Below are 19396 nucleotides of genomic sequence, written 5' to 3'. Positions count from 1 at the left end.
CTCAAGCTCCGGCTGTCCGGCCGTTCTGAAGGGCCGCATGGGCGGCAATCTGTGTTTCGACATAATCCTCCACCAGCGCAATGGCTGCGTGACGGTCGGAGGGGGTGTTGCGCAGGGCCTGACGGATCCAGACACCGTCGATCATGGAAGCGGTGCCTTCGGCAATCCGGCGCGCTTCATGTGCCGGCATGAAGACTTTAAGATTGTGGGTCAGGTTGGACGTCAACCTTGAGGCGTAGATCTTCAAAAGGCGGCTGTTGCTCTGTGTGGTGCGCGATTGCACGTAAAAGGCCAGCCAGGCGGCGATGACGGCAGGCTTGAACTGGTCCTGCGCAAAATTGCCGTGAATGATCGCGGAGATGCGCTCACGGGGCGTTGCGGCCGTGGCCAGATTGCTGCGGATCGCGCGGCCGAGCTCCGTCAGAAGATGGCGCATGGTTGCGGCAAGCAATTGATCTTTTGAGCCAAAATAATGATGCACCAGACCGCCGGACACACCCGCGCGTTTCGCGATCTCCGCCATTGTAATGTCTGTGTATCCACGTTCGTGAATCGCATCGACAGTGGCGTCAATCAGGCTTCGGCGCCGCTGCGCCTCCATTCCAACCTTGGGCATTGTCTTCTCCGAAGTTCCTGGTGTCTTATTTTTAATTGATCAGTCAATCAATGAAAACTTGCAAAATAATTCCACGGATGTTTGGATTGTTTGGTGGCAGCCTGTTAAACAAAACACCAGAGGCGGTTCTGCCCATGATCACATTCGCTTCTTGCAGCAAAGAACGAATCCAATTTCCCGAAGGAGGTTTACTCATGAAATTCACAGCGACACTCGCTGGAGGTCTTGCAATTGGCCTGATGTTGTCCGGAACGGCGCTGGCAAGCGACCCGGAAAGCTGCAAGACCGTGCGTTTTTCTGATGTGGGCTGGACAGATATTACGGCGACGACTGCGGCCTCCTCAGTGGTTCTGGAAGCGCTTGGCTACACGCCGGATGTGAAGCTGCTCTCCGTACCCGTGACCTATGTATCCTTGAAAAACAAGGACATCGATGTGTTCCTCGGGAACTGGATGCCGACTATGGAAGGGGACATCAAACCCTATCGCGAAGATGGTTCCGTGGAGACTGTGCGGGCCAATCTGGAAGGGGCAAAATACACCCTGGCCGTGCCGCAATACACTTATGACAAAGGCCTGAAGAGCTTTCAGGACATTGCCAAGTTCCGCGAGGATCTGGACGGAAAGATCTACGGCATCGAGCCGGGCAATGACGGCAACCGCCTGATCATCGGTATGATTGATGAAAACCTGTTTGACCTGAAAGGCTTCGAAGTTGTCGAATCCTCCGAGCAGGGCATGCTGTCCCAGGTGGCCCGGGCAACCAAGCGGGACAAGGATATCGTGTTCCTTGGCTGGGAGCCGCACCCGATGAATGCCAATTTCGACATGGCCTATCTTGAAGGCGGGGATGATGTCTTCGGCCCGAACTATGGCGGCGCCACTGTCTATACCAATGTGCGTGCTGGCTATACCAAGGAGTGCCCCAATGTTGGCAAGCTCCTGGAAAATCTCGAATTCTCCCTGCCGATGGAAAACGAGATCATGGGGGCGATCCTGACAGACGGTGAAGATCCGAACAAAGCTGCCGCCGCCTGGCTGAAAGAGCATCCGGCGACTTTCGAAACCTGGCTGGACGGCGTGACAACCTTTGATGGCGGTGACAGTGTCGCGGCCGTCAAGGGCGCCCTTGGCCTTTAAGCAGGCACAATCCACCGAGAGCGCCGGCCAAAGTGCCGGCGTTCAAGCTTTTTAAGAACGAAAAACAAGAAGGGGCAGCAGGTTGGACTGGCTGACAGAACACAAGATACCGATTGGACCTTGGACTGAAGATGTTTTCGATTGGCTGACAAAGCATGCCGCCGATTTCTTCGATTGGGTGTCTTACGTTCTGGCAAACCTGATCGACGGTATCATGTGGGTGCTGCAGGCCCCGCATCCGCTTGCCGCTGTCGTGATTGTCGCCGCCCTGGCCTATGTGGTTAAACGCTCGGTAGCCTTCGTGCTGTTTGTTGCGGCCGCGCTGCTGATGATCATCAACCAGGGCTATTGGGAAGAAACCACGGAGACGCTGTCCCTGGTGCTTGCCGCTTCGGTGGTCTGCATGGCAGTGGCGGTGCCGGTTGGCGTCATGGCGGCACACCGGCCGCGTTTTTATGCCTTTCTAAGGCCGGTTCTGGACATGATGCAGACGATCCCGGCAATGGTCTATCTGATCCCGGCCATGATCCTGTTTGGCCTCGGTATGGTTCCAGGGCTGGTTGCCACAGTCATCTTTGCCATTCCGGCCCCCATCCGTTTGACGCAGCTTGGCGTGTCTTCGACGCCGACGGCCCTGATTGAAGCCGGCGAGGCGTTCGGGGCCACCAAGTTCCAGCTCCTGTGGAAGGTGGAGTTGCCCTATGCGCTGCCGCAGATCATGGAGGGACTGACCCAGACCATCATGCTGTCCTTGTCCATGGTCGTGATTGCCAGCATGGTCGGCGCGGAGGGGCTTGGAGTCGAAATCATGCGGGCTCTCAACACGGTGAACATCGCCAAGGGCTTTGAAGTGGCCGTCTGTATTGTGTTGATTGCCATTGTGCTGGACCGGTTCTGCCGGAGAAAAGAAGGAGGCGGGCAGTGAGCGGTCAGACATCCCAGGCAGTTGTGTCCTTCCACGGTGTCGACATCGTTTTCGGCGAAAAGCCGGAAACGGCGCTGCCGCTGATTGATGCCCGCAAGACGCGGCAGGAAATCCAGGCCGAGACCGGCCAGATTCTCGGGGTCGCCGGGGCGGATTTCGAGATCTATGAAGGCGAAGTGCTGGTGCTCATGGGCCTGTCCGGCTCAGGCAAGTCCACGCTGTTGCGCGCGGTCAATGGTCTCAATCCGGTGATCCGGGGGGAGGTCAAGGTTCATGACGGCGAAACCTATGTGAACCCTGAAACCTGTTCCCCGGCAGAACTCAGGGCCTTGCGCCGGGGCCGTATTGCCATGGTGTTCCAGCAATTCGGTCTTTTGCCCTGGCGTACTGTCTCGGAAAATGTCGGCTTCGGCCTGGAACTCTCGGGCCTCACCAAAAAGGACCGGGCCGCCAAGGTGGCCGCGCAGTTGAAGCTGGTTGGCCTTGACGGCTGGGGCGAAAAATATGTGCATGAATTGTCCGGCGGCATGCAGCAGCGTGTGGGCCTTGCCCGCGCCTTTGCCACCGATGCGCCGATCCTGCTGATGGACGAGCCGTTCTCCGCCCTTGACCCGCTGATCCGTGACAAGCTGCAGGATGAGCTGCTGGACCTGCAAAAGGAACTGAACCGGACCATCATCTTTGTCAGTCACGATCTGGATGAAGCGGCCAAGATTGGCTCGCGCATCGCCATTATGGAAGGCGGCCGGGTGGTCCAGCTGGGCACACCGCAGGAGATCGTCAAGAACCCGGCGGATGACTATGTGGCTGATTTCGTCAGCCACATGAACCCGCTGAATGTGCTGCGCGCCCGCGACATCATGGTGCCGCCTGGCAGCCTGCCGGGATCGCTGGCCAGCGGTGTGACCTGTGAGAGCAGCACGCCGGTGCGCGAGATCGCCCGGCTGAAAAAATCCAGCTCAGACCCGGTGGTGGTTCAAAAAGACGGCGCGATTGTCGGTGTGATCGGCGAAGCCGAACTTCTGGAGTGTATGCTGAAATGACCCCGTCTGTGCGCTGCAGGCGCGGGGCACAAGGGCTGCGACCACATGAAACAGACCTTTTCAAAGGTGGATGACGTTCGCCGCGCCATGGGCTTCCTGAGCCTGGAAGAGACAATGGACCTGGGCAGCAGGAACAGGGTTCTTGATCCCTTTTCCGTACTCATTTCCGCAGGAATTCAGGTCGGAGAGGGCAACATATTCTATCCGGGCGTGACGCTTCAGGCCGATGGTGCAGCTGAAATGCGGATCGGTGACGAAAATATCTTCCACAGTGGCACTCTTTTTCTGGCAACACGTGGCCATATCACCGTCGGGTCTCACAACCAGTTCGGCGATGGCGGTTTTACTGCAAAGTCGAACCGTCCTGGCGCCTTTATCGAGATTGGGGACAGAGGCCGTTATAGCAACAATCCCACGCTGCTTGGTCAAACCCGGTTGGGCGATGGCGCACAAGTGCTCGGGACCATTCTGGTCGAGTCTTGTATTTTGCAGTGCGGAGGCAGTTTTGAGGAACCGGATCCGGATTTGCGGGCCGCTGTTCTGAAAGGTTGGGGCTTGGCGCGGAACCTGAAAGTCGCCAGAGGCTACGTCATCAACGGCGCTGGTCCATTTGACGAGGCGCTGCCGCTGCCACAAAGCCACTTTCACCCAAAAGCCACATAGAGGGCGCGCAGTTGTCTCGGATCAAACGCGATCTGCCCTAAAAGATCCGGCACAAAAAGCAAAACGGGGCCATAGGGGCCCCGTTCGAAACTCGCGTTTTCAGGCAGGCTGTCTGGCCGCCTGTGCCATGAAAGACTTAGAGCAGTTCCAGCTGGGCTGCCTGCTTGCCGCGGCCGCGGCGGTCGTCTTCAGCGACGAAGGAGATCTTGGCGCCTTCGACGGGCGTTCCGATACCGGCCTGCTCGAACGCGGTTACGTGAACAAAAACGTCCTTGCCGCCATTTTCAGGCGTAATGAAGCCGAAGCCACGGTCGTGGTTGAAGAACTTGATGGTGCCGTTCTCACGCATGGAGAAACCTTTCCGTTGGTTTGGCGTCTGCCGGATTCCCGGCGGACGCGAGAAAACGAGAAGTCAATAAGAAACGGAAAGCTTGGGTTTTCAGAGCAGCGCTTAAAAGAGCGTCACCGAAGTCAGTCTCACCGGGTCTTTCGTCATGTCCCGTACGGCGCAACGCGCGCCGATGCTCGGCAATGTAGGTCCGAGGTGCGGGCAAGGCAAGTGAAAGAAACGTGAGAATTCGTCCTAAGGAGGTTTGTCAAGGGTGCAAAGGGGGCGAATTGCCAAAGAAACAGCCTGTGACTGCGGTCACAGAACCAAAGACCGGCCAGGGCTAAAGTCCTTTCATGAGCTGAGGCAACGACGAACCGCCTCACAGAACCGAAGGGACACCGACATGTTCAGGAAAATCGCACTCACCGCTTCTGCGCTGGCTCTTGTCGCCGGTGTCACGCTGACCGCCCAGACAGAAACCGCACATGCCGGGAACGGCTGGCGGGTTGGAGCCGGCATCGCCGGAGGCCTGGCCGCAGGCGCTATCATCGGCTCAGCGCTTTCTCGTCCGCGCTATGTGGCTCCGCGCTACTATGCTCCGCCCCCGGCCTATTATCCGGCTCCGGTGGTCACCTACCGCCCGGCGCCCTGGACCCCGGCCTGGTACAATTACTGCCACGCCAAATACCGGTCCTTCAATCCGAACACCGGTTATTTCCTGGCCTATTCCGGCCAGTACAAGTTCTGCCGCTAAGCCGGTCCCGGCACGGGACACCGTGCAACCGGCCAAGCCCTGCAAGGTGTGCCTCCCCACCTTGCAGGGCTTTTCATGGGGTGGTTCCGGACAGGCGCCTGGCAGCCCGCATGGTCGTTTCAAGCTGGTTGAGAAAGCGGGACCGGTCCGCCTTGGTGAAGGCCGGGCCGCCTTCCCGGATCTCGCCAGCCTCGCGCAAATGGGTATTGAGGTCACGCATGGCGAGCCGCATGCCGATGCCTTCTTCCCGGAAGGGTTTGCCGGTGGGGCCGATCACCAGAGCCCCTTCCTTCACGCAGCGCGCGGCCAGCGGCACGTCCGCCGTGACCACCACATCCCCGATGCTTGCCCTCTCCGCAATCCAGTTATCGGCCTCATCGGGGCCTTCGGGCACGACCACCCGCTTGATCAGGTCGCCCTCCGGCAGCCGCATCCAGCTGTTGGACACAAAGACAATCTCCACCCCGTGCCGCTCCCCGACACGCACGGCCTCCTGCTTCACCGGGCAGGCATCCGCATCCACATAAAGTCTGGTCATTTGAGGTCCTTTCCGGCTGCCGTTTCCAGATAGGCCATCAGCCCGTCGCTGGCCCGGTGGGCGGTGGCAAAACAGGCCTGTAACAGGTAGCCACCCGTCGGGGCTTCCCAATCCAGCATTTCTCCGGCGGCAAACACCCCCGGCACCGCCTTTAGCATCAGGTCCCCGGCGACCGCGTCAAGCGGAACACCGCCTGCCGATGAAATCGCCCGGCTGATGTCATAGGGCGCCTTGCAGGAAAGGGGCAGGCTCTTGATCAGTCCGGCCAGGGCTTCGGCTGAGCCGGGCAGGGGGCCGGCCTCACGCAACAGCGCCTGTTCGGCAGGGAGGAGCTTCAGGGTCTTCTTCAGAAAGGTGGCCCAGGACTGTTTGCCGCGCGGGCGGGCCAGCTTTTGGGCAAGTGTCTCCTCACTGGCCGCCGGGCGCAGGTCGAGGGCAATGCGGGCTGATCCTTCGCAGGCAATGGCCTCCCGGATCGCGGCGGAGAGGGCATAAACAGCGCCGCCCTCAAGTCCCTGGTCTGAAATCACCGCCTCGCCCAGCACTGTGTCGTCTCCAAGGCGGAGGCCGATCCGTTTCAGCGGGGCACCTGCAAAGCGCTCTTTCAGAACCGCGCTCCAGGCGATCTGAAAGCCGCAATTGGCGGGCTTGAAAGGGTGAAGGGCAACGCCCTTGTCTTCCAGCGCCGGGCACCAGGCGGCATTGGACCCAAGCTTGGGCCAGCTTGCACCACCCAGGGCAAGCAGCACCGCACGCGCCGGAACGGTGATCGTCTCGCCGGTTGCCGTTTCAAGCTGCACGGCCAGAGTGCTTTCAGGGGCGCTTTCCCTTGTCCTGCTTTGCCCGGCAGTCTCTTCTTGCGCAAACCCGGTGAAGCTGTGGCGCATCATCAGCGTCACCCCATTCTGCCGCAGCCTGCCCAACAACGCCCGCAGCAGGGGCGAGGCTTTCATGGCCTTCGGGAACACCCGGCCGCTTGTGCCGGTGAAGGTCTCCTGTCCGAGCCCCTCGCACCAGCCGGTCAGCTTGGCCGGGGGGAAGGCCTCAATCATCGGCGCCAGAAAGGGCTCCGCCTCCCGGTAGCGGGACAGGAACCGGGGCAGGTCTTCGCTGTGGGTGAGATTGAGCCCGCCCCGGCCGGCCATCAGGAATTTGCGCGCAGGCGAGGCCATCCGGTCGGCCACCGCAACGCGATGGCCTTCGGCCGAAAGCCGGTCGGCCGCATAAAGCCCGGCAGGGCCGGCACCAAGGATCAGGACATCAAGCATGAGGCCTTATAGAGCCTTCGCTTCAAAACGCCACAGGGGTGTTCCGCGTCTCTGCGACTTTTGGAGGAAACAGCGCCCGGAAACGGAACAGAAACGCAAGATTTTGTTATCGCTATTGTGGCATGCTTTGGGATCACCCGTTGCGGAGTGGCCCCAGAACAAGGGCCAGTCCCGGAAAAAGGGGGCTTTGATGGATAAGGCGGCCGAGCTGATTGTCGTAATGGATCCGGACCCAGCGGTCCGGTCGGCATTCGAGCGCCTGTTTGGCGATTTCTACCGGCTGGCCAGTTTCGGCGACCCGGAAGAAGCCCTTGTGTTTTTGAAGAAAAATCCCTCAACCGCGGTTGTGTTCTCCAGCTACAATCTGCCTGGGCTCAGCGGCTCTACCTTCTTAAGCGCAGCCGAGCAGATTGCGCCGCAGGCCGCGCGGGTCATGCTGACGCGCGAAACTTCTGCTGAGGCCATCAAGAAGACGCTGAATGAAGGCCATGCCTTCATGTATCTTGAAAAGCCGTGCCAGCAGAAGGACCTCGCTGCGGCCCTGGACAGCGCGCTGGCCCACCATGCGCAACTGGTCAAGGACAGGGGCATGCTGGAGCGGACACTCGCAGGTTCGGTCAAGCTTTTGATCGACATGCTGGGTCTGTTTCATCCCGAGGCGTTCCAGCGCACCGGGCTAGTGCGCAAGCAGGCGCTGAAACTGGCCCGCAAGATGGGCATGCGCAAGACCTGGGAACTGGAGATGGCCGTGTTGCTGTCGCCGCTCGGTGAAGCGCTGCTGCCCAAGCAAATCCTGGCCCGCTACCGGGCAGCCCGCAGCCTGACGGAACAGGAACGGGACGTGCTGGAACGGTCCCCCGCCCAGACCCGGGATCTTCTTTTGAACATTCCGCAACTGGAAAAGGTGGCCGAACAGCTTTACCTGTCCTCCCGCGGCTTTGACGGCTCCGGCTTTCCAAAAGACGGGCCGAAGGGTACAGATATTCCGGTGGTCTCGCGCATCATCAAGCTGCTGACGGACCTGTGGTATGCCAGCCCGCAAAACGGGCCGGATGCGGCTGCTTTTGAAGCGCTGACCATCAACCGGCGCAAATATGATCCCGATCTTCTGGCCGCAGCAAAGGAAGTGCTGCTGGATGACGTGCCCGAAGAGCGCAAGATGCGCATCATCGAATGCCACATCCGCTCGCTCCGGCCGGGCGACATCCTGGTCGATGATGTGCTGACGCAAAACAGCCACGAACTGGTACTGGCGCGTGACCATACGCTGACACCCACAACCATCCGCCGCCTTGTCCATTTCGATCAGACTGCCGGTGTGCGCCAGCCCATCCGGGTGGAGCGTCAGATGGCGTCAGAAGAGGCCGTGGGATAGGTCCCTCCACTGACCGGTAGCGCGCGCGATGCGGGGTTCCGTCAGCGGGGTTTGCCGTCCTTCCGGTCCGCAAGCTCCGCCTCATAGGCCTTGGCAACCCGCAGAAACCGGGCGTGGGCGTAGTTCACGGCAAGGATCAGGCCCCACCAGCCATATTTGCGGTATTTGCGGGCAAAATAGGCTTTCAGAAAACTGACTGGAAATTCGGTGAGCAGCCGGCTGCGCGGCAGTTTGCGGCCCCTGGCGCGCATATCCTCCACCTGCATACCGGAGTAGCGGTTGTATTTGCCAACCTGAAACGCCAGTGACCGGATTGAGCGGTGGGCCATGATGCCGGACAGATCTGCGATTTTTGCCCCGTCATCCGGGCGCACCGTGTCATGCACGATGGAGTCGGAAAACCGGCCCTTGCGCCGGTCGTAGAGCCGGATCTGGTGATAGCCATAGGCCCAGGCGGCGGGGTCTGCCTCATGGGCAAAGATGTCGCGGATCATGATCCGCCAGCCATCCGCCGCTTTGTAGCTGCCATCTGCAAATTTCGCCTGGATCTCGGCGGCCAGCTCTGGTGTGACTTCTTCGTCCGCATCCAGATTGAGCAGCCAGTCATTGCGGCACTGGTCTTCGCCGAAGCGCTTTTGCGGGCCATAGCCGGGCCAGTCATGATGCAGCACCCGGGCGCCGAGTTCTGAGGCCACCTTGACGGTTTCATCGGCTGACCCACTGTCAATCACGATCACCTCATCGGCCCAAGTGATCACGCTTTGGATCGGCCTTGCAATGCGGTCGGCTTCGTCTTTGGCAATGATGAAGACGGAGAGGGGCAGGCGGTCGCTCATGGAAGGGTCCGGCAAGTCTTGAAAACGGAGCGGGGTCTGGCCCGGTGCGTTCTTTTAGCCGCACCGGGCCGGATTTTGAAGCCGCAAGATCAGGGTTTCACACGGGCAAAGGCGGCGTCCAGCCCCGGCAGGGTGAGGGTGCTACCCTCCAGGGAGCCGGAAAAGCCGGGGACGGGCAGAAGATCAAGGGCCCGCTCGCCCAGGTCGATCACCGCAGGCGCGTCTGCCAGATTGAAGGCGCACAGGAGGGTTTCGCCCTGATGGCTGCGGGTAAAGACCAGGGTCTCCCCGGCACTGTCTGCAAAGACAATGTCCCCTTTCAAAAGCGGCAGCTGCTGCTTGCGCCAGGCAAAAAAGGCCCGGTTCCGGTTCAAGATGGAGGCCGGGTCCACGTCCTGATCAAGCGCTGCAAGGGCCAGGTGCTCCGCGGGAACCGGCAGCCACGGGGCGGCCTCCGAAAAGCCGCCATGCACGCGGTCCCCGTGCCAGGGCATGGGCGTGCGGCAGCCGTCGCGGCCCTTGTAGTCCGGCCAGAAGCGGATGCCGTAAGGGTCCTGGAGCTGGTCAAAGGGCACATCGGCCTGGGGCAGGCCCAGTTCTTCGCCCTGATAGAGGCAGGGCGTGCCTCTGAGGGAGGCACACAGGGCTGTTGCCAGCGGGGCGAACCGGTGCGGGTCCAGCTCTGCTCCCCACCGGGTGGCAACCCGCATCACATCATGGTTGGACAGCGCCCAGCTGGCCCAGCCGCCTTCAATGCCATGGGTCATGTCTTCAACGATCTGGCGGATATAGCTGGCGCCGTGCTGGGGCGTCAGAAGATCGAAACTATAGGCCATATGGATGCGCTTGTCCGCTTCCGTATAGGAGGCCGTCAGCTCGACAGCCTGGCCATCCGCGCCGATTTCTCCGACCGAGGCCGTGCCCGGATAGCTGTCCAAAAGCGCGCGGAACCGTTCCAGAAATTCAAGATTCTCCGGCCGGGTCTTGTCGTAAAGATGCTCCTGGAAGCCGTAAGGGTTGGTGGGATCGACCGTTGACGGCAATTCATTGGCGCTGAGCGGGGGATTGTCCCGCAAGGCGGCGTCGTGGAAATAGAAATTCACCGTATCAAGGCGGAAGCCGTCCACGCCCCGCTCCAGCCAGAACCGGGCCGCCTCCAGCACGGCGGTCTGAACCTCGGGATTGTGAAAGTTCAGATCCGGCTGGCTGGCCAGGAAATTGTGCATGTAATACTGGCAGCGGCGGCTGTCCCATTCCCAGGCCGGGCCACCAAAGATCGACAGCCAGTTGGTGGGGGGGGTGCCGTCCGCCTTTGCATCGGCCCAGACATACCATTCTGCCTTGGCATTGTCCTTCGACGACCGGCTTTCCTTGAACCACGCGTGCTGGTCGGAGGTGTGGGAGATCACCAGATCAATCATGACCTTCAGCCCGTGCGCATGGGCGGCGGCGGTCATGCGGTCGAAATCCGCCAGGGTGCCGAACATCGGATCGACGGATTCGTAGTCCGACACGTCGTAACCGAAATCCTTCATCGGCGAAGTGAAGAAGGGGGATAGCCAGACCGCATCGGCCCCGAGTGAGGCGATATAGTCCATCTGCCCGGTAATCCCGTTGAGATCTCCGATGCCATCGCCATTGCTGTCCTTGAAGGAGCGGGGATAGATCTGGTAGATCACCGCGCCGCGCCACCAGTCCAGATCTTTGGCCTGCCGGGAGGCGTCCGTGCGGGCTGTGTCGGCATCTTCAAACATGCAGGGTCTCCACGCCGCGTCCCGTGCGGCACTCAAAATTTCAAAGCGCTTTGAACCGCTACAGACAGGGGATCTTCAGGTCAAGATGGCGTTTTGAAAAAGACGGGGGCTGCTGCAGCAGGCGCACAAAAGGCAGAGATTGTCAGGCACGGCGCGGGCGTGGAGCCGACCGGTGCGCGGGCCCCAAGAAATCGCGGCATGCGGCGAAGTCCTCAATCTTAAACTATTGTGCCAAAACGAAAAACCGGCCCTGAAATTCAGGGCCGGTGACTCGTCTGAAAAATCTCGAAAAACGATTTTGTCCGGAACGCGCAGATGAATAAACGCTTCTCGTGACAGGTCAATGAAAGATTCCGTAGGGTTTTGCTGAATTTTTACGCAATTTTGACGAGGGGTGCCGCTGAAGATACCCGAAATCTCATTTTGAAAATAAAATAAGATATTGAAATAAAAGATATAATAAAAATTGAATGACGTTTTCGTCAATTTCTTCTTGCAATGCCGACGGGAAGCTGGAACTGTCCCGATCAACAAATTGTCATTTCTGCCAAAGTGAGTTTGGGAGGCATCCGCCCGGTTTGAAGCCGTGCGCCTGTCCGCTCAGCTGGAGCGCCGGTCTAGCCTGCAGACGGGTTGGCCCTCTTTCAGAGGGGCTTCTCGGGTTCTCTTTGGTATAAAGTCGATACCGGACCGGACAGGCGGTCCCTGCTGCTAGGGGGATACCCCTGCGGGGCAACCGGTCAGACCAACTGGAGGAACTCTCATGACGGCAGCAATGGTGGGCTGGGCCCATATGCCTTTTGGCAAACATGCGGACGAAACGGTGGAAAGCATGATCGTCAAGGTGGCGGTCGAGGCGCTTCACGACGCGGGCATTGCCCCGGAAGAGGTCGATGAAATCCTGCTCGGGCATTTCAATGCCGGGTTTTCGGCCCAGGATTTCACCGCGTCGCTCGTGCTTCAGGCTGATCCGGCGCTTCGGTTCAAACCGGCTACACGGGTGGAAAATGCCTGTGCCACGGGGTCTGCGGCCGTGCACCAGGGCGTGCGCGCGATTGCCTCCGGAGATGCCCGTATCGTTCTTGTGGTTGGCGTGGAGCAGATGACCACGACGCCGGGACCGGAAATTGGCAAGAACCTTTTGAAAGCCTCCTATCTGAAGGAAGAAGGGGATATTCCGGCCGGGTTTGCCGGCGTTTTCGGCAAGATTGCCGATTCCTATTTCCAAACATATGGCGACCAGTCCGATGCGCTGGCCAGAATCGCCGCCAAGAACCACAAGAACGGGGTGAACAACCCCTATGCCCAGATGCGCAAGGATCTTGGCTTTGAGTTCTGCCGGGCGGAAAGCGAGAAGAACCCCTATGTTGCCGGTCCGCTGAAACGCACGGACTGTTCACTTGTGTCCGATGGGGCGGCGGCTCTGGTTCTGACCGACACGGCGACCGCGCTTGGTATGAAAAAGGCGGTGGCCTTCCGCGGCATGGCCCATGTGCAGGATTTCCTGCCCATGTCCCGCCGGGACATCTTAAAATTCGAAGGCTGCTCCAAGGCTTGGGGCGAGGCTCTGGGCGATGCCAATCTGGCGCTTGAGGACCTGTCCTTTGTCGAGACACATGACTGTTTCACCATCGCCGAACTGATCGAATATGAAGCCATGGGCCTGACGGCAGAGGGCGAAGGGGCACGGGCGGTTCTGGAAGGCTGGACCGAAATGGGCGGCAAGCTGCCGGTCAACCCGTCCGGGGGCTTGAAGTCCAAGGGCCACCCCATCGGCGCCACCGGGGTGTCCATGCATGTGCTCACCGCCATGCAGCTCACCGGAACCGCCGGGGACATTCAGGTCAAGGACGCGGAAATCGGCGGCATCTTCAACATGGGTGGCGCAGCCGTTGCCAATTTCGTCTCCGTCCTTCAGGCGATGAAATAAGATTTCTGTCTTTCAGGAGTGGTTCGGATCCTCTAAGACCACCGCGCCACTCCTCGTCCCACGGGCTGGCCGCCCATCTGCCAGCCGGGAATCTCAGGACGCAAAGGCGGCCGTATGGCCGCTCCTATCGCAAGTGCTGAGACGCGTGTGCTGGGTGTGGCCCGTCAGCTGCCCGCTACTCAGTTTTCCCACGCAGCGCACTCGATTGCTGCTTTCGCTGGAATGACGGCGGGGGCAAACCGGCGTGTTGCTCCGGGTGCCGTCCCGGCCCAGCGAAGCCCGTAACAGGATCCAGTCTGCGAAAACCGGGACATCTCACCATTTCCAATGGGCTTCGGGGTTCCGCGAGCGCCGTCCCGGATCAGATCCGGGACCGGCCCCTTTGGTGTGGTTGGCATCAAGCTCCTACTGGATTGCCGCCATGGCGCGGCTGAAGCCGGTCAGAGGGATTTCAACAGCTTGCCGGCTACCCGCTGCCGGGGCGAAATCGATTTTTAGCTTTGCCCCCGCTTTCATGGCCTCGATCATGTCTGGCGTCGCTTTAGCCGACAGGAAGCAGCCGCGGCCGTCACAGGTGCCCACATCCAGGTCGCGCATCGGCGTGCCGTCCACCGACAGCTTGATCTTGCCTGGAATATAGAACCCCAGCGGCAGCTGCATCTGCAGCACCGGGGCGGCCTTGTTGGCCGGATAGATGATATCGACCTTGAAGAGCAACTGGCCGCTGTCTTTGACGCGAACGCTCTGGGACGCTTCGCAAATCAGCGCATCGGCGGCGCGCGAGCCGCCGGCGCATCGGGTCTGCCACAGGGCGTCACCGGTTGCCGGGGCAGGAGGAGGGGTCTCCTGGGCGCTGGCGGGAAGGGCAACGCTCAGGAGGCAGCAGGATGTGGCGGCGGCCACGAGAAAGGCTTTGAGGGAAGACATATTTACGATCTTTGTCTGGATGGGTCGCGTCCGGGCGAAGTCATAGCGTTCAAAGCCAGCCCCGTCACGCAAAACGTGCCGGATTTCGCCAGACAGCGTCCGGATTTTCCGCCTGCCGCAAGGGCAGTTTTGCAGCTCCGGAAACCGGAATCGGCCAAATGCCGGGAACGGAAAAAACTATTCCCCTTCCGCGCCAAGCTTTGAAAACCGGTGCCCGGCACCGGTGGCTGCAGCCCTCTACATTAGAGCCATCAAACTGGGATTGGAGACCCTTGACGATGGCAATCCGCCGTGGCGACAAAGTGAAAACGCTGAAAAAGCCGGAAGACCGGCTGGACGTCTTCCCGGCGTTCATGAAGGTGGCGGGCCGCAAGGTGATTGTGGTTGGCCATGGCGGCGAGGCAGCGGCGAAGGTCCGTCTTCTGGGCGAGACCAATGCGCAGATCACTGTGATCGCCCGGGAGATCGAACCGGATCTTCAGGAGGCTGTCGATCTGTTCCAGGCAGACCATCTGGCCGAAGACTTCCGTCCCGCCCATTTGACCGGGGCCGCTCTTGTGTTTTCCGCGCGTGAAGATCTTGCGCTTGATAAAGCGGTGGTCGGCGCCGCCCGGATCATGGGCGTGCCGGTCAATGCGGTCGACAAGCCGGAGCTGTGCGATTTTTACACCGGGGCGCTGGTCAACCGGGCGCCGATTGCTGTTGCCGTCAGCTCCACCGGGGTTGGTCCGGTTCTCTCCCGCCACATCCGCGCGCGGATTGAGGCAATGCTGCCTTTGGCCACCGGAGAGCTGGCCCGGCTGGCGGAAAGCTTCCGTGATGCGGCCACAAAGGTGATTGCCGATGGCGCGCTGCGCCGGACTTTCTGGGCCCGTTTCTTTTCCGGCTCTGTCGCAACCAACCTTTATGCCGGACGCGCCGGTGTGGCGCGTGCCGAAGCGCAGCGTCTCCTGAACGGCATGGCCGACGAGCCGGGCTTTGTCTGGCTGGTCGGGGCAGGCCCCGGTGCGGAAGATCTCCTGACGCTGCGCGCGCAGCGCCTGCTGCAGGAGGCGGACGTGATTGTCCATGACGCGCTGGTGCCGGCAAGCGTTGTTGCCATGGGCCGCCGGGATGCGGAGCGGATTTCGGTCGGCAAGCGCAAGGGCGCCCATTCCGTCCCGCAGTCGGAGATCTGCCATTTGCTGGTGGAGCTGGGCCGCAAGGGGCATAAGGTGGTGCGGCTGAAAGCCGGTGATCCGATGATTTTCGGCCGGGCGGCGGAAGAGATGGATGCCCTGCGGAAAGACGGGATCGGTTTCGAAATCGTGCCAGGTGTCACGGCTGCCTTTGCGGCAGCAGCCTCGGCCCAGATCCCGTTGACCCTGCGCGGAGTTGCCTCCAATCTGGTATTTGCCACCGGCCACAATGCCAAGTCCGAAACCCTGCCCGACTGGGCCGGGCTGGCGCTGAAAGGCGCGACGGTTGCTGTCTATATGGGCCGCACGGTGGCCTCAGCTGTTGCTGACAAAATGATCAGCGCCGGCCTGAAGCCGGAAACTCCCGTTGCTGTTGTTGAAAACGCCGCCCATTCCGACGAGCGCCTGTTTGCCGGCACCTTGTCCGAGCTGGCGGTCCTGTCGAACCGGGCGGAGATTGACGGCCCGGTCCTTATTGTCATTGGCGAGGCTGTTGGCCACGCCGCCCTTCACAAGGCCGAACCGCTGGCGCCGCTTGATGTGGCCCGCGCGGCGGTTGCCTGAGGCAAGAAAGAGACGCGATGAAAGTCATTACCGCCAACCGCCTGTTGAATGGCGATGTCGTCTGGCTTGGAGAACACGGCACCTGGGTCGAGCGGGTCACGCTGGCCCGGGTCTATGACGGCAAGGAGGCCGTTGCCGAAGGCCTCGCCCTTGGCCAGGAGGCTGAACGGAACCAGGAGGTCGTTGGGGTCTATGACATGGCGGTGACCCTGGAAGACGGCGTCATTGTTCCGGTGCGTCTGCGCGAGCGCATCCGCGCCGCAGGCCCGACCACCCACCCGGAGCTCGGTAAACAGGCCCAGCCTGTTTCCGCCTGATCACCCACCACCACGAGGGAAGGGCTGCGCCAGCACTCACGGCCCCGGCAGCGCCCGCAAGGAGAGTTCAAGATGTACCGCTACGACGAATTTGACGCCAGCTTTGTCAATCAGCGCACGGAACAGTTCAAGGATCAGGTCCGCCGCCGCATGGCCGGCGAATTGTCTGAAGACGAGTTCAAGCCGCTCCGGCTGATGAACGGGCTCTACCTCCAGCTACATGCCTATATGCTGCGGGTCGCCATTCCCTATGGCACCTTGAACAGCCGCCAGATGCGCAAGCTTGCCCATATTGCCCGCACCTATGACAAGGGCTACGGCCATTTCACCACACGCCAGAACATTCAGTTCAATTGGCCCAGGCTGGAAGACACACCGAAGATCCTGGAAGAACTGGCCGAAGTGGAAATGCATGCCATCCAGACCTCGGGCAACTGCATCCGCAATGTAACGGCGGACCACTTTGCCGGGGCAGCGGCGGACGAGATCGCCGATCCGCGCCCCTATGCGGAAATCCTGCGGCAATGGTCGTCTCTGCATCCGGAATTCTCGTTCCTGCCGCGCAAGTTCAAGATTGCGATCACCGGTGCGCCGAATGACCGGGCCGCCGTTCAGGTCCACGACATTGGCCTGCAGCTGGCCCGCAACGACGCGGGGCAGATCGGTTTCGTGGTGTTTGTCGGCGGCGGGCTTGGCCGCACGCCCATGATTGGCCGTAAGGTGCGTGACTTCCTGCCGGAAGAAGATCTTCTAGCTTATTCCGAAGCGATCCTGCGTGTCTATAACCGCTATGGCCGCCGCGACAACAAGTATAAGGCGCGGATCAAGATCCTGGTGCATGAGACCGGCCTGGACGAGCTGAAGGCGGACATTGAGGCGGAATTTGAAAAGATCCGCTTCGGGGTTCTGCGCCTGCCGGATGAGGAAGTGCGCCGCATCGAGGCGTATTTTACCCCGCCACCGCTGGAAGTGGGCGCCCCTGAGGCCGAGGCCGTCGAGGCGCGGCGCGCCAGCGATGCCGCCTTTGCGCAATTTCTGGCCCATAATCTCAACCCGCACCGGGTTCCCGGTTATACGTCCGTGACCCTGTCCATGAAGCCGATCGGCGGCATCCCGGGCGATGCGTCCGATGCGCAGATGGAGGTGATCGCGGATCTGGCGGAGCAGTTCGGCCATGACGAAATCCGGATCAGCCACGAGCAGAATGTCATTCTGCCCCATGTGAAACTGGAGGATCTGCCTGCCCTGTTCGACCGTCTGACGGCGGCGGAGATTGCCGAGGGCAATGCGGGTCTGATCACCGACATCATCGCCTGCCCGGGCATGGATTACTGTGCCCTTGCCACGGCCCGATCGATCCCGGTCGCTCAGCGCATTTCGGAGCGGTTCGGCACGGCGGAGCGCCAATCGGAGATTGGCGAGCTGAAGATCAAGATCTCCGGCTGCATCAATGCCTGCGGGCACCATCACGTCGGACATATCGGCATTCTCGGCCTGGAGAAGAAGGGCGAGGAATTCTACCAGGTGACGCTTGGCGGCTCCGCCAATGAAAACGCGTCCATTGGTGAGATCGTTGGCCGCGGCTTTTCCTCAGATGAGGTGGTCGATGCCATTGAGACCCTTGTGGACACCTATCTCGGTCTGAGATCGGGCAAGGAGGAAACCTTCCTGGAGGCTTACCGCCGGGTCGGGGAGGAGCCCTTCAAGGAGGCCCTTTATGGCGCTGCATGATACATTTTCCCTCGGAGTGGATCCGGAGCTCGGTCTTCAGGCAGAAGCTGCGGCACTGAACACGCAGTTTGAGGATGCCCCGGCCGAGGAGATCTTGCGCGGTGCGATCCGGCATCAATTTGCCGGCCGTATTGCCATGGTCTCCAGCTTCGGCGCGGACAGCGCGGTGCTGTTGCATATGGTGGCGCAGATCGATCCCACGACGCCGGTCCTGTTCATCGACACGGTGAAGCTGTTTCCGGCAACGCTTCTTTACCGGGATGAACTGGTCGCCCGGCTTGGCCTCAGCGATGTCAGAACCTTCAAGCCGGAAAAGGAGGATATTGCGGAGAAGGACCCGGCGGGCATGTTGTGGATGTCCGATACGGATGCCTGCTGCCATATCCGTAAAGTGGTGCCGCTGGAACGGGCGCTCACCGGGTTTGAAGCCTGGGTGTCCGGACGCAAACGGCATCAGAGCGCGACCCGTTCCAGTCTGGAGCATTTCGAGATTGACGCCGGGCGCGTGAAGGTCAATCCGCTGGCCGAGTGGTCGGCGGCCGAGGTGCTGGACTATGCCCGCGCCCATGACCTGCCACCCCATCCGCTTGTGGCCCAGGGCTATCCGTCCATCGGATGCCTGCCCTGCACCAGCAAGGTCGCACCGGGGGAAGACCCGCGTGCCGGGCGCTGGCGCGGACAGGAAAAGACCGAGTGTGGTATCCACTGGCCGACCCATGGCAAGGAAATTGACGGCAGCGGGATCTGACCTGCGCCGGGATCAGGGCAGGTCCGGGAAGGGGAAAACCGGTTTTTCTCCGGAACTGCCGCAAGAACAACGAGTTAGAGTGAGCCTCGGGCTTTGTGTGAGACCGGAATGCTCTGGAATGTGAGGACGCAGGAATGGCCACGATTTTCAAGGACGGTGAGTTCGCCGAAGAAAGCTGGACCCGGCTAGAGGCAGATGCCGCGCAAACGGCCAGCGGTGAGGCGGATCTGCTGGTGCCGCAGACGCAGTTTCTGGACGCAGCAGACGCTTTTCTGGCCCGCTCCGGGAAAACAGCGGTTCTGGTTGAAGCCGGAGATGATGTGGAGCTGATCCAGCCCTATCTGGACCGGCTGGCTCATGTGGCGGTCGACTTCCCGAGCTTTGCGGACGGCCGTAGCTTTTCCGCAGCGCGCGTGCTGCGGGAACGGATCGGGTATCAGGGCGACATCCGCGCGGTTGGAAGCTATATCCTGGATCAGGTGCCGCTGGCCCGCCGCTGCGGGGTGTCGTCTTTCGAACTGTCCAAGCCGGAAGTGCTGAAGGCGCTTCAAGCTGGCGAGTGGCCGGAAGTTACCAAATACTTGCAGCCGGTCGGCACAGTGGACGAAATCCCCGAGGGCACCCGCCCCTGGGCCCGCCGCTCCGTCCGCGATGTGGCTGTGGCGGCAGAATAGCGCTTTCCCAGGTTTTGCCTAGGGTCCCTCACGCGGTTGAAATGCGCACAGCAATATATGTGTGACAGCCTCACAGCGTGCGGGG

19 protein-coding genes are annotated in these 19396 nt (G+C 60.8%); 12 read left to right on the top strand and 7 right to left on the bottom strand.

The genetic code is table 11. The features are described 5' to 3' along the window. Window position 1: 1 nt before the first annotated feature. Complete coding sequence (gene betI, locus ACXAH0_RS17645; RefSeq protein WP_475193513.1) at window positions 2-616, bottom strand: transcriptional regulator BetI; 615 nt, start codon at window positions 614-616, stop codon at window positions 2-4. A 194-nt stretch (window positions 617-810) separates the two neighbouring features. Here betI and ACXAH0_RS17640 point away from each other — a divergent pair, with 194 nt between their 5' ends. The 4 genes from ACXAH0_RS17640 (at window position 811) to ACXAH0_RS17625 (ending at window position 4386) form a co-directional block, all read left to right on the top strand. Next, complete coding sequence (locus tag ACXAH0_RS17640; RefSeq protein ID WP_475177539.1) at window positions 811-1755, top strand: choline ABC transporter substrate-binding protein; 945 nt, start codon at window positions 811-813, stop codon at window positions 1753-1755. Between the two features lie 82 nt (window positions 1756-1837). Continuing rightward, window positions 1838-2680, top strand: a complete 843-nt coding sequence (gene choW / locus ACXAH0_RS17635; RefSeq protein ID WP_475193508.1) for a choline ABC transporter permease subunit — start codon at window positions 1838-1840, stop codon at window positions 2678-2680. Then, the gene (gene choV, locus ACXAH0_RS17630) at window positions 2677-3723 is read left to right on the top strand and encodes a choline ABC transporter ATP-binding protein (protein ID WP_475177528.1); all 1047 of its coding nucleotides are present in this window, start codon (window positions 2677-2679) and stop codon (window positions 3721-3723) included. Before choW ends, choV begins: the two co-directional genes overlap by 4 nt. Before the next feature lie 45 nt (window positions 3724-3768). Next, a complete protein-coding gene (locus tag ACXAH0_RS17625; RefSeq protein WP_475193505.1) occupies window positions 3769-4386 on the top strand; it encodes an AraC family transcriptional regulator in 618 nt (205 codons plus the stop codon). Window positions 4387-4522: 136 nt separating this feature from the next. Here ACXAH0_RS17625 and ACXAH0_RS17620 read toward each other — a convergent pair whose 3' ends face one another. Next, window positions 4523-4735, bottom strand: coding sequence for a cold-shock protein (locus ACXAH0_RS17620; RefSeq protein ID WP_141188395.1), 213 nt, complete (start codon window positions 4733-4735; stop codon window positions 4523-4525). Between the two features lie 385 nt (window positions 4736-5120). Between ACXAH0_RS17620 and ACXAH0_RS17615 the strand changes: the two genes are divergently transcribed. After that, on the top strand, window positions 5121-5471 hold the full coding sequence (locus tag ACXAH0_RS17615) for a BA14K family protein (protein ID WP_475177515.1): 351 nt from the start codon (window positions 5121-5123) through the stop codon (window positions 5469-5471). A gap of 73 nt (window positions 5472-5544) precedes the next feature. Here ACXAH0_RS17615 and ACXAH0_RS17610 read toward each other — a convergent pair whose 3' ends face one another. After that, entirely contained in the window at window positions 5545-6009 is a 465-nt protein-coding gene (locus ACXAH0_RS17610) for a YaiI/YqxD family protein (protein WP_475177507.1), read from the bottom strand. Next, window positions 6006-7277: a TIGR03862 family flavoprotein gene (locus tag ACXAH0_RS17605; protein ID WP_475193503.1), complete on the bottom strand. Its 1272-nt coding sequence runs from the start codon at window positions 7275-7277 to the stop codon at window positions 6006-6008. Before ACXAH0_RS17605 ends, ACXAH0_RS17610 begins: the two co-directional genes overlap by 4 nt. Window positions 7278-7467: 190 nt before the next feature. Between ACXAH0_RS17605 and ACXAH0_RS17600 the strand changes: the two genes are divergently transcribed. After that, window positions 7468-8652: an HD domain-containing phosphohydrolase gene (locus ACXAH0_RS17600; RefSeq protein WP_475177497.1), complete on the top strand. Its 1185-nt coding sequence runs from the start codon at window positions 7468-7470 to the stop codon at window positions 8650-8652. 41 nt (window positions 8653-8693) lie between these two features. Here the strand turns inward: ACXAH0_RS17600 and ACXAH0_RS17595 are convergent, their stop codons facing one another. Then, on the bottom strand, window positions 8694-9488 hold the full coding sequence (locus ACXAH0_RS17595; RefSeq protein WP_475193500.1) for a glycosyltransferase family 2 protein: 795 nt from the start codon (window positions 9486-9488) through the stop codon (window positions 8694-8696). 89 nt (window positions 9489-9577) lie between these two features. Further along, window positions 9578-11242, bottom strand: a complete 1665-nt coding sequence (locus tag ACXAH0_RS17590) for an alpha-glucosidase (protein WP_475193497.1) — start codon at window positions 11240-11242, stop codon at window positions 9578-9580. Window positions 11243-12005: 763 nt separating this feature from the next. Here ACXAH0_RS17590 and ACXAH0_RS17585 point away from each other — a divergent pair. After that, window positions 12006-13172: an acetyl-CoA acetyltransferase gene (locus tag ACXAH0_RS17585; RefSeq protein ID WP_475177487.1), complete on the top strand. Its 1167-nt coding sequence runs from the start codon at window positions 12006-12008 to the stop codon at window positions 13170-13172. A gap of 405 nt (window positions 13173-13577) precedes the next feature. Here ACXAH0_RS17585 and ACXAH0_RS17580 read toward each other — a convergent pair whose 3' ends face one another. Further along, on the bottom strand, window positions 13578-14099 hold the full coding sequence (locus ACXAH0_RS17580) for an invasion associated locus B family protein (protein ID WP_475193495.1): 522 nt from the start codon (window positions 14097-14099) through the stop codon (window positions 13578-13580). Window positions 14100-14377: 278 nt separating this feature from the next. Between ACXAH0_RS17580 and cysG the strand changes: the two genes are divergently transcribed. The 5 genes from cysG (at window position 14378) to ACXAH0_RS17555 (ending at window position 19311) form a co-directional block, all read left to right on the top strand. Next, complete coding sequence (cysG, locus tag ACXAH0_RS17575) at window positions 14378-15841, top strand: siroheme synthase CysG (RefSeq protein WP_475177477.1); 1464 nt, start codon at window positions 14378-14380, stop codon at window positions 15839-15841. Between the two features lie 17 nt (window positions 15842-15858). Then, entirely contained in the window at window positions 15859-16158 is a 300-nt protein-coding gene (locus ACXAH0_RS17570) for a DUF2849 domain-containing protein (protein WP_475193492.1), read from the top strand. A 72-nt stretch (window positions 16159-16230) separates the two neighbouring features. Then, window positions 16231-17889, top strand: coding sequence for a nitrite/sulfite reductase (locus ACXAH0_RS17565; protein ID WP_475193490.1), 1659 nt, complete (start codon window positions 16231-16233; stop codon window positions 17887-17889). Continuing rightward, window positions 17876-18637, top strand: coding sequence for a phosphoadenylyl-sulfate reductase (locus tag ACXAH0_RS17560; RefSeq protein WP_475193486.1), 762 nt, complete (start codon window positions 17876-17878; stop codon window positions 18635-18637). The genes ACXAH0_RS17565 and ACXAH0_RS17560 overlap by 14 nt, the downstream gene beginning before the upstream one ends. Before the next feature lie 134 nt (window positions 18638-18771). Further along, window positions 18772-19311, top strand: a complete 540-nt coding sequence (locus ACXAH0_RS17555) for a DUF934 domain-containing protein (protein WP_475193481.1) — start codon at window positions 18772-18774, stop codon at window positions 19309-19311. Window positions 19312-19396: the final 85 nt, after the last annotated feature.

The sequence above is a fragment of the Roseibium sp. AWQ4_290 genome, assembly GCF_056160985.1.
The sequence above is the reverse complement of the archived record's forward strand: the minus strand, read 5'-3'. Positions and strand labels throughout refer to the sequence as shown.